The 15692-nt window shown below is 26.6% G+C and carries 14 protein-coding genes; all 14 read right to left on the reverse strand.

The features are described from left to right. Position 1 precedes the first annotated feature (1 nt). A complete protein-coding gene (gene bamA, locus ACIJYF_RS03935; protein ID WP_435115275.1) occupies positions 2-2254 on the reverse strand; it encodes an outer membrane protein assembly factor BamA in 2253 nt (750 codons plus the stop codon). Between the two features lie 7 nt (positions 2255-2261). Further along, positions 2262-2966 (reverse strand): hypothetical protein, encoded by a 705-nt coding sequence (locus tag ACIJYF_RS03940; RefSeq protein WP_435117980.1) that lies wholly within the window; start codon positions 2964-2966, stop codon positions 2262-2264. Further along, positions 2950-3426: a hypothetical protein gene (locus tag ACIJYF_RS03945; RefSeq protein WP_435115277.1), complete on the reverse strand. Its 477-nt coding sequence runs from the start codon at positions 3424-3426 to the stop codon at positions 2950-2952. The genes ACIJYF_RS03940 and ACIJYF_RS03945 overlap by 17 nt, the downstream gene beginning before the upstream one ends. Continuing rightward, complete coding sequence (locus tag ACIJYF_RS03950; protein WP_435115279.1) at positions 3427-4116, reverse strand: phosphatidate cytidylyltransferase; 690 nt, start codon at positions 4114-4116, stop codon at positions 3427-3429. Then, complete coding sequence (gene uppS, locus ACIJYF_RS03955; RefSeq protein ID WP_435115281.1) at positions 4116-4790, reverse strand: polyprenyl diphosphate synthase; 675 nt, start codon at positions 4788-4790, stop codon at positions 4116-4118. Before uppS ends, ACIJYF_RS03950 begins: the two co-directional genes overlap by 1 nt. Position 4791: 1 nt before the next feature. Further along, a complete protein-coding gene (gene frr, locus ACIJYF_RS03960) occupies positions 4792-5343 on the reverse strand; it encodes a ribosome recycling factor (RefSeq protein WP_435115282.1) in 552 nt (183 codons plus the stop codon). After that, positions 5344-6195 (reverse strand): translation elongation factor Ts, encoded by an 852-nt coding sequence (gene tsf, locus ACIJYF_RS03965; RefSeq protein ID WP_435115284.1) that lies wholly within the window; start codon positions 6193-6195, stop codon positions 5344-5346. 1 nt (position 6196) lies between these two features. Then, on the reverse strand, positions 6197-7015 hold the full coding sequence (gene rpsB, locus ACIJYF_RS03970) for a 30S ribosomal protein S2 (protein WP_435115286.1): 819 nt from the start codon (positions 7013-7015) through the stop codon (positions 6197-6199). Positions 7016-7143: 128 nt separating this feature from the next. After that, a complete protein-coding gene (gene dnaE, locus ACIJYF_RS03975; RefSeq protein WP_435115288.1) occupies positions 7144-10560 on the reverse strand; it encodes a DNA polymerase III subunit alpha in 3417 nt (1138 codons plus the stop codon). After that, the gene (locus ACIJYF_RS03980; protein ID WP_435115290.1) at positions 10553-11230 is read right to left on the reverse strand and encodes an ABC transporter ATP-binding protein; all 678 of its coding nucleotides are present in this window, start codon (positions 11228-11230) and stop codon (positions 10553-10555) included. The genes dnaE and ACIJYF_RS03980 overlap by 8 nt, the downstream gene beginning before the upstream one ends. Continuing rightward, positions 11223-12458, reverse strand: a complete 1236-nt coding sequence (locus ACIJYF_RS03985; protein ID WP_435115293.1) for a lipoprotein-releasing ABC transporter permease subunit — start codon at positions 12456-12458, stop codon at positions 11223-11225. The genes ACIJYF_RS03980 and ACIJYF_RS03985 overlap by 8 nt, the downstream gene beginning before the upstream one ends. After that, entirely contained in the window at positions 12455-13789 is a 1335-nt protein-coding gene (proS, locus tag ACIJYF_RS03990) for a proline--tRNA ligase (protein ID WP_435115295.1), read from the reverse strand. The genes ACIJYF_RS03985 and proS overlap by 4 nt, the downstream gene beginning before the upstream one ends. Position 13790: 1 nt before the next feature. Continuing rightward, positions 13791-14036 (reverse strand): DUF1467 family protein, encoded by a 246-nt coding sequence (locus ACIJYF_RS03995; RefSeq protein ID WP_023648618.1) that lies wholly within the window; start codon positions 14034-14036, stop codon positions 13791-13793. Further along, positions 14036-15691, reverse strand: a complete 1656-nt coding sequence (locus ACIJYF_RS04000) for a ribonuclease J (protein WP_435115297.1) — start codon at positions 15689-15691, stop codon at positions 14036-14038. Before ACIJYF_RS04000 ends, ACIJYF_RS03995 begins: the two co-directional genes overlap by 1 nt. Between the last annotated feature and the right edge of the window lies 1 nt (position 15692).

Below are 15692 nucleotides of genomic sequence, written 5' to 3' on the forward strand. Positions count from 1 at the left end.
TTTAAAATGTAGTTCCTAAATTAAATCTAAAAGACTCAATTATATCATTATTACTTTTGCTTAATGGTTGAGCTAAAGAAAAATTAAGTGGTCCAATAGGAGTAAACCAATCAACAGCAACACCAATTGAACTTCTTATCTCATCATCATCCAATGATAAATCGTAATCTACACCCCATATATTAGCTATATCAAAGAAAAATAAAAAATCTGCGTTTTGGTAATCCGGGAATATTTGCGGTAATGTTGATGAAAAATTAACAGTACTTATAAAATTTCCACCTATGAAATCATCACCATCTTTTGGACCAACTTTTCCAATCTCAAAACCTCTTAAGTTATTAGATGGTATATATAATCTTTCAGATAACTTTACGTCTTTATTATTTATTGAATTAGCTGCCTCAAATAAAAAAGAGAAAGACGAAACATTATTTTCATACAATTCAGTATAATATTTATAATTATATGAGTTAATAAGTGAATATGTTTCACTTACTAAAGGTAAATCAATAGAATATAAACTTTTAAAACCTTTTGAAGTTTGAAATTTCTGATTTCTTTTATCATAATTAAAATCAAGTTTTAAAAAAGAGTCAAAATAGTTACCTTCTTGTTTTTTTTGCCTTGCAGAAGCTGTGCTATCAGTTTCCAAGTCTTCATAAAAAGTCGCAGATCCAATATTAAGAAAAAAATCATCATAATATTCAAACCTGGTCCCAACAGAGAAACCAGTTTTATTGGTCTTATATCCTGATGATGTTAATCGATCTGTTTCAGCTGACATTAAACTAAAGTTGATACTTTTATCACTATTCTTATAGTTAGGGTTGTTGACTGAGATTTGACCTTTAATAGAATCTGTTCCTAGATTTAATTTAGAATCCAGCGATATACCTTGGCCTAAAAAATTATTTTCTTTAACGCCAAATAAAAATGAAGTCCCTGATGTTCCAAAGCCTGCCCCTGCCATAATTTCTCCAGTTGGCTTTTCTTCAATTGAAATATTAATTATTTTTGTATTATCTTCTTTATTATCGATAATTTCGCTTTTTACATTTCGAAAGAAATTTAATGACTTAATATTGTTAATAGATTTTGCTTGTAAAATTTTATTAAATGGATCTCCTTCATCAATCAATAATTGATTTCTAATTACATTTTCAGAGGTTATGTTGTTTCCAAAAATATTAATTTTTTTCACAAAAATTTTTTCAGTCTCTTTAACAATAAATTTTAGATTTAATTGATTATCAACTAATCTCTCATCAACTATTGCCTCCACAGATTCGTATTGTTCATCAAGAACAACACTATCTATTTCATCTAAAATCATATTAATTTTATTAATTGAATAGCGAGTATTTTTTAAGTCATTAAATAAATTATTAATTTTTTTAAAATTTTGATTATCATAATCACTTGGAAGGATAAGATCTAAATTACCAAAAATAACCTTTTCATTTGCATTAATATTAAAAATTAGTTCGAACTCATCTTTATTAATTAATTTTGCAAACGATGAGTTAATTTCAACATTATAATATCCATTATTTAAGTAAAAATTTTTTAATAATCTTGAATCTAAATTTATTGTATTTTCGTTAAGATATTTTTTTCCTGATAAAAATTTCCAAAACTTATACTCTTCACTAACAATAATATTATTGAGCTTTCTATTTTTAAATCTTTTGTCACCAATAAAAGAAATTTTTTTAATTTTAGCTTTATTCCCTAATTCAATAGCAATTATTAGATTTAATTTATTATCTCCAACATCTTCTTTTGTCATTTCTACTTTAGAAAAAAAATAACCACTATTTTTTAAAATTGAATTGATCTTATTTTTGTCTTTGATGGCTAATGTTTCTATATAAGAAGATCTTTCTTTAAGACTAATATTTTCTAAAACGATTTTTTGAAGAGTTTTTGATTTTAATCCTTCAAATTCAATATTATAAATCATTGGGTTTTCTGTAACTTGAATATTCAAAATATTATCGTTAAATTCAACTTTTATATTTTTAAAAAAATTTGTTTCATATAAATTTTTTAAAATTGAATTGACATCTGTATCATTAATATTTTGATTTCCAGAAATGTTAGAAAAAACAAGAATTGTTTCATCTGAAATTCTATCGTTACCTGAAATTTTAATTTCTTTTACAATTTCTGATAAAGCAATTGTCGTTTGAAAAAAAAATAATATTAATAAAATAGAGTGTTTAAGACAATTTTTAATAATATTAATCATTTGAGTCTTATACACACAAAGAGTTTACTTTTAAACGAACATAATTACTTAAATTGTGTATATCTTGAATAGTTTTAGGTTCTTTTTTCTTAAATTTTTGAAATTCTTTTAAATTAATAAATTTTAATATATTTATAGAGATATCATAAAATTTTATATTGCCTTTAAGAAATAAATTAACCAATTCATCATTTGTTGCAACCAATACTGTTTCAAAAAGTGATGATTTAGATGGTAAATAATCTAAAATATCAATTACTGGAAATAATTTATTATCAATTTTTTGTAATTTTAAATTATTTAAAATATCAACATCTAAATTGTTACTACTAATTTTTTTATATTGATTTAGATATAAAGTGTTAAAAATTGGTATCCTCATAGAAGGTTCGTGAGCTAAAAATTTAATAGTACCATCATGAAATTTAACTATTGCATGAATATAAGATTTTGGATGAATTAAAATAGAAATTTTTTTATATTTAGTTGAAAAAATATTTTTTGTTTCAATAACTTCAAAAATTTTATTCATCATTGTGGCTGAATCTATGGATATTTTTTTTCCCATTTTCCAATTTGGGTGATTTAAAGCTTCCGGTATATCTACATTTTTGATTTGATTGATTGATTTATTCAAAAAAGGTCCTCCTGATGCTGTCAAAAAAATTTGATCAATATTTTTATGATTTTCATAATTAATTATTTTCCATATTGAAAAATGTTCGGAGTTCTACTGGTAAAAATTTTGTTTTATGAATTTTTAATTTTTTTTTAATCAATTCCCATCCACAAATTATTGCTTCCTTATTAGCTATAGCAATTATTTTTGTATATTTTATAATTTCCAAAGTTGGATAAAGTCCATCTAAACCAATAATAGATGACATTGTATAATCAATTTTACTTCGAAAAATTTTAGCAAAAACATTAAAATCATTATAAATATTAATTTTTTTATTTTTGTTAATTTTGTTTGCTTTTTTAAATGAATTGAGATCTGTAATGATAATATTTGTTACATTAAAATTGTTTGCTTGTTTTAATAATAACTTATAATTTTTTCTTGCAGTTAGTAAGGTTATCTCGAAATTTTTTTTATCTTTTTTGATGATGTTTAATAAATTTTTTCCTATAGAACCAGTAGAACCTAAAATTGAAATTTTTTTTTTCATCTATATAAAATTTACTAAAAAATAAGAAAAGGGTACTGCGAATATTATTCCATCAACTCTATCCAAAGCTCCTCCATGGCCGGGTAAAATTTTACCAGTATCTTTAACTTCAGCTTTTCTTTTTAAATATGATACGAATAAATCACCCAATTGACTTACTAGTGAAACAAGTAGACTAAATAAGATATTATTTATATTAAATTCTAAATCTAGATAATTAGTATTAAATATTATAATCAAAGGAATAACTGAAAAAATAAATGAGCCTATTGTTCCAGAAATTGTTTTATTAGGACTGATTTTCGATAATTTTTTTCCACCAAAACTTTTTCCAAAAATGTAGCCACCAATATCTGTTAAAAAACAAATACTAATTACATAAAGAAAAAAGATAGGACTTAGAAATTTATATATTTCATATGCAAAGTTACAAAAAATAAAAAAAATATAACAAAAAGTTATTATATTCAAAATTAAAAATTTAAAGTTAATTTTTTTAGTAATGAATTTTTGATTTAATTTTTGAATACTTGTCAGTTTAAAAAAAATACTATTAGCTTCTACACATACAATTAAGCCTAGCAATAAAATAGAAAAAATAAAGATATATTGATGACTGAAATTGATAAAAAATAATAGAAATAATAAAATAAAAGATGTAATTGTTCGTTTTAAAAAATTTTGTGACATTAAATTTTACCAAAATTTCTTTTTATCTTTTTAAATTTTTTAATTATTTTAACATAATCTTTTTCATTAAAATCTGGCCATAGTTTTTTTTCAAAAAAAATTTCTGCATAAGCTAATTGCCATAGTAAAAAATTACTTAATCTTTTGGTATTTCCTGTTCTAATTAATAATTCAGGATCTGGTATATTTTTAGTTTCTAGATATTTTGATAAATTTTTTTCATTTATCTTGTCATTATTTTTATTTATTTTCTTAATTGCATTTATAATTTCAAATTTTGACCCATAATTTAAAGCCAAATTAATTTGTAGAATTGTGTTATGTGCTGTTTTTTTTTCAGACAAATTTAAAAGTTTATTTAATTTTTTTGAAAAATTTTTTGTTCCTATAATATTAAGTTTAATATTTTTTTTATTAAAACTCTCAATTTTATTTGAAAGATAACTTTCAAGTAAATTAAATAAATAATTTATCTCTTTTTTTGGTCTATTCCAATTTTCTGTAGAAAAAGCAAATAAAGTGAGATATTTAATTTTTTGATTAATTGTTTCTTTAATAACTTTTTCTACTGTTTTAAGTCCAGCTTTGTGTCCTTCGTTTCTTGATTCTTTATTTTTTAATCCCCAACGTCCATTACCATCCATAATAATGGCTACGTGATTAAGAGGGTTCATTTTATATGGTCATTATTTCTTTTTCTTTTAAAGAAACCTTTTCATCAACTACTTTTATATGATCATCTGTAATTGTTTGGACATTTTTTTCAGATGATTTTTCTTCATCTTCACCAATTTCTTTAGCTTTTAAAAGTTTTTTTAATTCTTCGTTTGCTTCTCTTCGAATGTTTCTAATTGAAACTTTACATTTTTCACCGATTGATTTTATAAGTTTTTTTAATTCAGTTCTTCTTTCTTCATTAAGTTCTGGTACTGGAAGTCTTATTAATTGCCCGTCAATTTGAGGATTTAAACCTAAATCAGACTTTTTTATTGCCGCATCAACTAATGACACGTTGTTTGCATCCCAAACTTGTATATTGATCATTCTTGGCTCAGGTGTCGTTATACTTCCAACTTGGTTTATGGGCATTTGTTGACCATAAACATCTACCTTAACTAAATCGAGCATTGCTGCATTAGCTCTACCTGTTCTTAGTGACGATAATTCTTTTGTAAAAACCTCAATGGCCTTGTCCATTTTGATATTATATGACTTTTCGTCAAACATTTATTCTCCAATTTTAATTCTATAAAACTCTTTAATTTTTAAATCAGCAATTAAAAGTTCTTTAACTATATCTTGTACTTTCTTTTTAGGCTCCATAACCCAAGCTTGGGTTAAAAGGGAATTTTCTTCTTTGAACTTATTCATCTTACCTAAGCTAATTTTTTTTGCAATATCCTCAGGTTTTCCTGAATTTTTTAACTCCTCTGTTACTAGCTCCTGTTCTTTATCAATAACTGATTGATCAATTAAATCAGAGGTAAGTGCTAATGGATTAGAGGCAGCAATATGCATAGATAATTGTTTTCCAAAATTTTTAACAATATCAGATTTATCTTTAGTTTCTAAAGAAACAATTACAGCTAGTTTTGAAATATTATCTTTAACAACTGTATGTAAATAATGATTATTTACAGTTCCTGAATTTTCAAATGTTTTTGCTTTACCAATTGTAATTTTTTCACCAATTTTAGCAATTAAAGAAACAACATTGTCTTCTACAGTTTCACCATTTTTCATTTTAGAACTTTTCAAATCATCTAAATTAGAATTTTTTTCATTATTTAATTCACTAAGTTCTTTAACAAAATTTGTGAAATCCTCATTTTTTGCAACAAAGTCCGTTTCACAATTTACTTCTATAACTGATGTTTTGTTTTCATTACCGCTTACAGCAACTACACCTTCTTTTGCATCTCTAGACATTTTTTTTGATGCTTTTGAAATTCCTTTTACACGCAAAATTTCAATAGCTTTATCAATGTCTCCACCAGACTCTTTTATTGCAAGATTACAATCTTTAAATCCTGCACCAGTTGCTTCTCTTAATTTTTTAACATTTACTATATCACTCATATTAATTTAAGGTCTCCTTTTTTTCTTTAGAAAATTTTTCTTCTAATTTTTCTCTATCAATTTCTTGAACTGTTTTTCCTTGAGTTTTTTCTTTATTGTTCTCTGTAACTTCTTTTTTAGGTTCAGCAGCTGGAATTGAACCCTTAGCATTATTGATAGTTTCTTTAATTAGATTACAATATAAATCTATAGATCTACGTGCATCATCATTACCAGGTATTGGATAATCAATATTATCTGGGTTAGAATTACTGTCTAAAATTGCAATTATAGGTATTCCTAATTTTACAGACTCTGCAATTGCTAATGACTCATAATTTGTATCAATTATAAAAACTAAATCAGGAGTTTTTTTCATTTCAGCAATTCCCCCTAATGATCTTTCTAGTTTATCTTTTTTGACACTCATTTTAAGAAGTTCTTTTTTTGTAAAACCTCTATTTTCAGCAAATAAATCTGCTTCATATTTTTTCATCTTTTTTATAGATCCAGATATAGTTCCCCAGTTAGTTAGCATACCACCAAGCCATCTGTAATTTACAAAATATTGATCTGTTTCCTTGGCAACTTCAGCAATAGCTTCTGATGCTTGTTTTTTAGTAGAAACAAATAAAATTTTTCCATTGTTTGCTATAGTTGTATAAATCTTCTCTAAAGCAACTTTGGTTAGTTCTAATGTTTGTGTTAAATCCATGATATGGATTGAGTCTCTTTTTCCAAAAATATATTTTTTCATTTTTGGATTCCATCTTAAAGTTTTATGTCCAAGATGAACGCCTGCTTCTAATAATTGTTGTATTGTTATGTTAGGTATTTTCATATTTATTCCCGGTTAAGCCACCACAGTAATTTCCAATTAGGACCGGAGGTATAAAACCAACAACTGTGTGCGTGTTAATTTAAATTAGGCTTTATTTACTAATAATTAATGAAATTCACAAGTTTTATTTAGTTTATAACACTTGAAATTTCCCTTTTTCTTAAAAGATTTAATGATTTTCGGCCAAGATTCCTTGTATTTTTGAGTTTAAATTTCAAAGTTTTATCGTCAAAAGAAATATTTAAATGAACCTCGGTTTTGCCATCTTCAGTAAGAGATTTTGAAATAGTATCTAAGTTTTCATTAGAATTTACATCAAAAGAAACTTCTTTAATTGGACTGTTAAAAAGGTCCATCAAAGACCCTATTTTTTGTACATTGATTCTTTTAAATCTATTTTCATCATTTGATATACTTTTAACTAAAGTTAATAATAAAGAACTTCCTTCTTTTAAAATTTCTCGGTTTAATTCAAGAATATCTGAAAAAATAAATATTTCAAAAACACTACTTAGATCTGTTAACTTTAATACAGCGTATGAATTACCTTTTGCAGTTTTTCTCTCTTGAACTTTTAACAAAGTTGCAGCAATATTTGCTTCTCTTACATCATCATTAGAATTAAAATTAGAATATTCAATAATCTTATAATCATCAAAAATTTCTGTAAATTGATTCAAAGGATGATCTGAAATAAAAAAACCAACTGCTTCAAATTCTTTAGATAGACGTTCTTCAAATTTCCAATCTTCTATGTCATTAACGATATTATTTTCTGAGGCTTCATCTTCAGAAAATAAATCAATTTGATTTGCAGATTTATTTTCAAATATATTTTTAGTTTTGAGAATAAAATTTGGTATGGAGTCAAAAAGTGATTGGCGATTTTTATTTATACTGTCAAAGGCTCCTGCTTTAACTAAGCCTTCTAACTGTAATTTATTCATATCTTTAGGATTAACCCTATTTAAAAAATCATTTATAGATTGAAATTTTCCATTCTCAGTTCTTTCCTTAATAACATTAGAAATAGCTTCATATCCAACAGCTTTAATTCCACCTAAAGCATAATAAAATTTATTATCAATTGTCTTAAAACCTGCATAACACTCATTAATATCAGGTCTCACAATATCAACATTTAATCTTTTCAGTTCTTCATAAAATTCACTCAACTTGTTTTGATTTGATATATCCATCGTCATTGATGCTGCAATAAATTCTTTAGGGTAATAAGTTTTTAAAAAAGCTGTTTGATAAGATATTATTGCATAAGCTGCTGCGTGACTTTTGTTAAAACCATATTCTGCAAAAGGTTCTATCTTTAAAAAAATTCCTGCTGCAACATCTTTAGCTATTCCATTTTTTAAAGCTCCTGTAATGAAACCTTGTTTTTGTTTTTCTAATTCTGCTCTTTTCTTTTTTCCCATCGCTCTTCTAAGAAGGTCAGCTTGACCAGCAGTAAACCCAGATAATTTTTGAGCTATTTGCATTACTTGTTCTTGGTAAATAATTACACCATATGTTGGTTTAAGAATGTCTTCTAATAATGGATGAAGATAATCTGGAGTTTGTCTCCCATGTTTACAGTCATTATAAGTTGGAATATTGCTCATTGGACCAGGTCGATAAAGAGCAACTAAAGCAATAATATCTTCAATATGATTAGGTTTCATCTGAATAAGTGCCTCTCTCATTCCAGCACTTTCAACCTGGAACAATCCGACAGTATTACCACTTGATAATAGATCAAATACTTTTTGATCCTCGTAACTAATATTTTCGATGTCAAAGTCTTTATCAATTTTTTTAACTAGTTTTTGAGTATTATTAATAACAGTTAGTGTTTTTAATCCTAAAAAATCAAATTTTACTAACCCTGCATTTTCGGCAGAATACATGTCGAATTGAGTAGATGGTAATAACAAATCTGCAGAGACATCTTTATATAAAGGCACTACTTCAGTAAGTTTTTTATCGGCTATAACAACACCAGCAGCATGGGTTGCTACATTTCGATTTAATCCTTCAAGTTTTAATGAAAGATCAGTTAATTTTTTTACTCTAGGATCCTCATTTACGAGTTTTTGCAATCTAGGTTCGCCAGCAATACATTGAGATAAACTTTGTGGTCTTGAGGGGTCAAATGGTATCATTTTAGAAATACCATCAACAAAACCATAAGGTAGACCCAAGACTCTACCGACATCTCTAATTACCATTCTTGCTTTTAATTTACCAAACGTAATGATGTGAGCGACGCTATCTGGATATTTTTTTGTTAAATATTCAAAAACTAAATCCCTTTTATCCTCACAAAAATCTATGTCAAAATCTGGCATCGAGATACGATCAGGATTTAAAAATCTTTCAAAAATTAAATTAAATTTAATTGGATCAACATCGGTAATTGACAAACACCATGCAACTAAAGATCCAGCTCCTGAACCTCTACCAGGACCAACTGGGATATCATTATTTTTTGCCCACTTTATATAATCAGATACGATGAGAAAATAACTAGAATATTTCATTTCAATTATAATAGATAATTCATGCTCCAATCTATCTTTATAATCTAAGTATTTTTTGTTATTTTCAAGATCATTTGCTTTGGTACCAAAAACTTTATCAAATTTAATTCTTAATCCATGCAGAGAATCTTTTTTCAATTTATCATCTGCATTACCATCTTTTTCAGAACTAATATTTGGCAAAATTGGATTTGAAAATAACGGTCTAAAATTACATCTTAAGGGAAAATTATAATTATTTTCTAAAGCTTCTGGTAAATCTGCAAACAATTCAGTCATTTCCAAATTATTTTTTAAATAATGTTCGTTACTTAATTTAATTCTTGATTTTTCATTAACATACGTTTTGTTACCAATGCAAATAAGTGCATCATGCGCTTCATGCATGTCTTTATCTAAATAGAAAACTTCATTGGTTGCAATTATTGGAATTTCTAATTCTAAAGATTTATTTAGGTTAAATTTTTCAAAACCTGACTCATTTTGATCATTATGTCTTTGAATTTCTAAATAAAAACGATCACCAAAATTTAATTTAAGCTTTTTATATAAATCAAGAAGTTCACTAAATTTTCCTTTATTAAATAATTCACCAAAAAAACCAAAAATAGTTCCTGAAAAAATAGCAACACCAGTGTTGTCTTCTAATAATTCTTTAAAATCAACGTGTGGATCTGATAATTCATCATTTTCAAGAAACGAAATTGATGATAATTTAATTATTCTTTTATATCCTTCTTCATTAAGTGCAAACAAAGGTAATAAGCCTATGCAGTCACCATATTTAAAATTAATTTGAGTACCGATGACTGGTTGCGTCCCAACTTTAGAAATTTTTTCTGCAAATTCTAATGCACCACACAAATTTGAGGTATCACATAGGCCTAATGATTTTATTTTATTTGATTTTGAAAAATCTTGTAAATCATCTATTTTTACAGCTCCTTCACAAATGGAGTATTGTGAATGAATTTTTAGATGGTTAAAATTTTGAGTTGATGACTCAGACATTAATAGTTTTTACACTACCATTTGTCATCTCCAAAAGGCAATCTGCCTTATTTGCAAAAAATCTATTATGGGTTGCAAATATAATAAGTCTATTTGGACTTTTTTGATTATTTAAAAGTTGAAATATTTCCTTAGCAGTATTTAAGTCTAAACTTCCTGTGGGTTCGTCCGCAAGTATTATTTCAGGATCGTTAATAATTGCTCTTGCAATTGATATACGCTGGCACTCACCACCAGATAGTTGTGAGGGGAAATGATTTAATCTATTTGATAATCCTATTTTTTTTAATAAAGCTTTTGCTTTAGTACTGGCTGCTTCTCTGTCATTATCTATAGATAAGTTTGCCAAATAAACATTTTCCAAAGCAGTAAAATCAGGAAGCAGATTGTTTTGTTGATAAACTATACCAATATTCTTAGCCCTAAATAAATCATTCTTTTTGTTATTGTCAAAATTAATTATATTTTCATTAAATTGAATAGAACCAAGACTAGGTCTATCGATTAAAGATATTAAATTAAGCAATGTTGATTTTCCAGATCCAGATGGACCCATCAATGCATACATTTTTCCTTTATTAAAATTATAAGATAAGTTTTTTAAAACTTTAATTTTCTTATCAGTATTAAAATGTTTGGAAATATTTTTTAATTGCAAGAAACTATTCATATTTTAATGCTTTTATTGGATCTAAATTTGCAGCTTTAAATGCAGGAAATATTGAAACAATAATTGTTATTAATATTGAACAGATTGAGACCAGTAATATTGAGGATGGATCAATCTCTGAAGGCATAGTACTTAAAAAATAAATTTCCTCTGGAAATAAACTAATATTAAATGTTGAACTTAAAAACTGTCTAAAATTTTCTATGTATAAAGAAAATGTGACACCTAAAATAATACCAAAAATAGTTGCTGAAGCTCCAATTATGATACCAATTAAAAAAAATATCTTAATAATTGATTTATTTAAAACACCAATTGATTTTAAAATTGCAATATCCCTTGTTTTGTTTTTTACTAAAATAGTTAATCCAGATATAATATTGAATGCAGCAACAATAATTATTAAAGATAATATGATAAACATTACATTTCTTTCAACTTTTAACGCCGAAAACAAAGAACTATTCATATCAGCCCATGTATAAATAAACTCTTGATCAAAAATTTTTTGAACTGTTTGTTTTTGTTTTTCAATTTTTTTTGGATCTTTTAAATAAATTTCTAAATTTCTTTCTTTTTTTTCATAACCAAAAAAATCATCTAATGTATCTAAATTAATCAGAGCTATATTGTTATCAAAATCTGCCAATCCACTATTAAAAATTGATGTTACCTCAAAAGTTTTTTGTTTTGGCATACTTCCAATAATTGTTTCCACTCCTGATGGTGACATAAGAGTAATTTTGTCTCCCAATTTTAGATCTAAACTAAAACTTAGTTCGTTACCTATAGAGATAGAATTTTTACCTAAGATAGAACTTTTGCCTTGAAATTTGTCATTTTGAATTATTGATAATTTAGAAAATTCTTCAGATTGATAGCCTCTTAAAACTATTCCTTTTGAAGTATTATTTTTTAAAATAATAGCTTCACCTGAGTTGCTAAAAATTAAATTTTTACTAATAAGTTTTAAATTATTATTATCTAATTTATCTCTTTTAATTCCGTTATTATCGTAAGATTTTACAGTTATATGTGAATTAAATCCTACTATCTTATTTATTAACTCTGTCCTAAATCCATTCATAACAGACATGACAATTATTAAAACTGCAACACCAAGGCTAATACCTATAAAGGAAAAAATAGATATAACATTTAAAAAGCCGTCTTTTTTTCTAGCCTTTAAAAATCTAAAAGTAATTTCTTTTTCTAACGTAGAAATCAATTTGAAACTTTTTGTTTTGTTATAATTTCTATTATTTTATCTAAACTCAAATTCTGAGTTTCGCCACCTGTTTCTTTAAATTCTAAGAGATCACCCTCAGATTTCTTTCCAATAACAACTTGATATGGAGCTCCAATTAAATTCATTTTTTTAATTTTTGATGAATAGTTTTCATCTGTATCGTCAATGATAGCTTCTATATTATTTTTAATTAGTTCAGAGTTTATATTGTTAGCTTTTTCAAGAGTTGAAGCATCATTTTTGTTTATCATTGGAATAAGCGCGATATCATATGGAGCAACAGACAATGGCCATTTCATGATTTCATTTTTTTCATCATATTTAGCTTCAATAATAGCACCTACTAATCTTGATACACCAATCCCATAAGACCCCATTTTAACAAAATCTTTTTTACCTCCTGGTAGATCAACTGCAGCGTCCATAGCTTTTGAATATTTATCACCGAAATAAAAAATGTGTCCTACTTCAATACCTTTTGTAATTAATCTATTTTCTTCTAAAACTATTTTTTCAAATTCATCTTTATTAAATTTTTCATCAGTCACTGAATAAAACTGTTCGTATTTTTTACGCATTTGTTCTAATGAAGATTTTTCTAAATTAGTACCTTCACTAGTTAAGTCAAAAATACGTTTATCTGTAAAAATTTTACTTTCACCTGTATCTGCTAAAATTATGAACTCATGTGATAAATTTCCACCTATGGGGCCAGTGTCAGCAGCCATTGGTATAGCTGTTAAAGATAATCTTTTGAAAGTTCTTAAGTAAGATAAAAAAAATTTGTTATAAGAATAAAATGCATCTTCATCTGTAACATCGAATGAATATGCATCTTTCATATAAAATTCTCTACCTCTCATAATTCCAAATCGAGGTCTAATCTCATCCCTAAATTTCCATTGAATATGATAAAGGAGTTGAGGTAATGATTTATAAGATTTAAATGATGATCTAAAAATTTCAGTTACTTGTTCTTCATTAGTTGGTCCATAAAGCATTTCTCTATTCTGACGATCTTTAATTCGGAGCATTTCTTCTCCATAATCATCATATCTGCCACTTTCTTTCCAAATTTCACTTGATTGAATTGTTGGCATTAAAATTTCTTGTGCACCAATTTTATCTTGTTCTTGTCTAACAATGGTTTCTATTTTTTTCATCACTTTAAAACCAAGTGGAAGCCATGAGTAAATACCAGCAGATGCTTGTTTAATCATTCCTACTCTCAGCATTAACTGATGAGATTTTATTTTAGCCTCTGAGGGGTTATTTTTTAATATTGGAATAAAAGATTTTGATAAAAGCATCTTAATTAATAATATTTCTTAAATTTAAATATTCAAATTTAATTAATAGATAAATTATAATAAAAATAACTGTTGTAATTCCAGTACAATATAAGAATTTTTTAAGCATTTTAGGATTTTCTGGTGATCCGGGATCTTCACCTTCTATTTTAACTGTTTTTAATCTATTTACATCAATTGGAAGAATAGCAAAAAAAACAATCCACCATATGATTATATAAATTATTGCTAAACCGGTAACACTCATTAAATTCTTATTAAATTAATATTTGTAAAAGGTTTTTTTCCAGTTTTTTCTTTTGAAAATTTTCTACAAGCAATCTTGAGTGCATCAATTAGATTATGTTCTTGTTGTTTACTTCCTAGTTTAAAGGTTCTAGTAATTTCTTCGATCGCATCCTCTAACCCGTATACAAATTCTTCAGTATCATCAACTGGAATACCCCTAAAAGTTAAAACTGGTCTTTTGTGAATATTACCTTTTGGCGTAATTAGTATAGTTGCTTCAATATATCCATTTGCACTTAAATTTTTTCTATCTTTAATAGATTGGGCATCTTCCACTACACTAATATTTCCATCTACATAAAGTCTACCACTAGGTGCTTTATCATACACCTCAGGTTTTCCTGGATATAACTTAACAATATCACCATTTTCTACTTGCACAGGGTTTGGAACATTCATTTCTTTTGCAAATTTGATGTGCTCAATCATATGCCTGTATTCACCATGAACAGGAATAACACATTTTGGTTTTACCCAATCATACATTTCTCTTAAATCATCTCTATTTGGATGTCCTGATACATGAACAAATTCATTTTCTTCAGATATTACCTCAATCCCATCTTTAACTAATTGATTTTGTAAATTATATAATTTTTTTTCATTACCAGGAATAATTTTAGATGAAAATATGACAGTATCATCTTTTTCAATAAATACGTCTGGATGTGTGTATTTTGCAATTCTCATTAGTGCTGCCATTGGCTCACCTTGGCTGCCAGTGCAAAGGTAAACTATTTTTTCTCTTGAAATATTTTTTGCCTCACGTGGATCAATTGGTTCAATAACATCTTTTAAATAACCACATTGTCGAGCTGCCTTAAATATTCTGTGCATTGACCTACCAACTAAAGATATTTGTCTGCCAGTTTTTTCTGCACAATAAAAAGCAGTTTCTAATCTAGCAACATTTGATGCAAAAGAAGCAATAATTATTCTTTTTTTTAAACCACTCATAATATTTAGCATGCTCTTTCTAACATCTAATTCTGAGCCAGCTTTACCCAAGCTAAAAACATTTGTTGAGTCACATATCATTGCCAAAACACCTTCGTTGCCTATTTCCTTTAATCTATTGGAATTAATATTTCCTCCAATTAAAGGTTCAGGATCAATCTTCCAATCTCCTGTATGTAAAATTACCCCAGCTGGTGTTTCTATTCTTAAGCCATTTGGTTCTAGAATTGAGTGAGTTAATGTTATGTATTCAATTTTAAAAGGATCTAAATTAATCGTTCCATTTAATTGTACTATTTTAAGATGCTTGGTTATATCAATGTGTTTTTCTTTAAATTTTTCTTTAATAAGAACAGCTGTGAATGGAGTAGCATATATTTTGCATTCAAGTTGTGGCCACAGATGTGCTATAGCACCAATATGATCTTCATGAGCATGAGTTAAAACAATTCCCAAAAGATCTTCTCTTTTATCAACTATAAATCCTGGATCAGGATAGATTAAATCAATACCTGGTAGTGTATCATCAGCAAAGGTAACGCCTATATCAACCATTATCCATTTGTGTTCACCTGGCTTACCATAAGCAAACAAATTCATGTTCATGCCTATTTCACCAGATCCACCTAGTGGACAAAATAATAATTCATCTTTCATG

This window comes from Candidatus Pelagibacter bacterium nBUS_49, assembly GCF_051200925.1.
Taxonomy (GTDB): domain Bacteria; phylum Pseudomonadota; class Alphaproteobacteria; order Pelagibacterales; family Pelagibacteraceae; genus Pelagibacter.

Coding starts and splice junctions, on each gene's coding strand:
- bamA (WP_435115275.1), bottom strand. CDS start 2,254: ATGATTAATATTATTAAAAATTGTCTTAAACACTCTATTTTATTAATA.
- ACIJYF_RS03945 (WP_435115277.1), bottom strand. CDS start 3,426: ATGAAAAAAAAAATTTCAATTTTAGGTTCTACTGGTTCTATAGGAAAA.
- ACIJYF_RS03950 (WP_435115279.1), bottom strand. CDS start 4,116: ATGTCACAAAATTTTTTAAAACGAACAATTACATCTTTTATTTTATTA.
- uppS (WP_435115281.1), bottom strand. CDS start 4,790: ATGAACCCTCTTAATCACGTAGCCATTATTATGGATGGTAATGGACGT.
- frr (WP_435115282.1), bottom strand. CDS start 5,343: ATGTTTGACGAAAAGTCATATAATATCAAAATGGACAAGGCCATTGAG.
- tsf (WP_435115284.1), bottom strand. CDS start 6,195: ATGAGTGATATAGTAAATGTTAAAAAATTAAGAGAAGCAACTGGTGCA.
- rpsB (WP_435115286.1), bottom strand. CDS start 7,015: ATGAAAATACCTAACATAACAATACAACAATTATTAGAAGCAGGCGTT.
- dnaE (WP_435115288.1), bottom strand. CDS start 10,560: ATGTCTGAGTCATCAACTCAAAATTTTAACCATCTAAAAATTCATTCA.
- ACIJYF_RS03980 (WP_435115290.1), bottom strand. CDS start 11,230: ATGAATAGTTTCTTGCAATTAAAAAATATTTCCAAACATTTTAATACT.
- proS (WP_435115295.1), bottom strand. CDS start 13,789: ATGCTTTTATCAAAATCTTTTATTCCAATATTAAAAAATAACCCCTCA.
- ACIJYF_RS03995 (WP_023648618.1), bottom strand. CDS start 14,036: ATGAGTGTTACCGGTTTAGCAATAATTTATATAATCATATGGTGGATT.
- ACIJYF_RS04000 (WP_435115297.1), bottom strand. CDS start 15,691: ATGAAAGATGAATTATTATTTTGTCCACTAGGTGGATCTGGTGAAATA.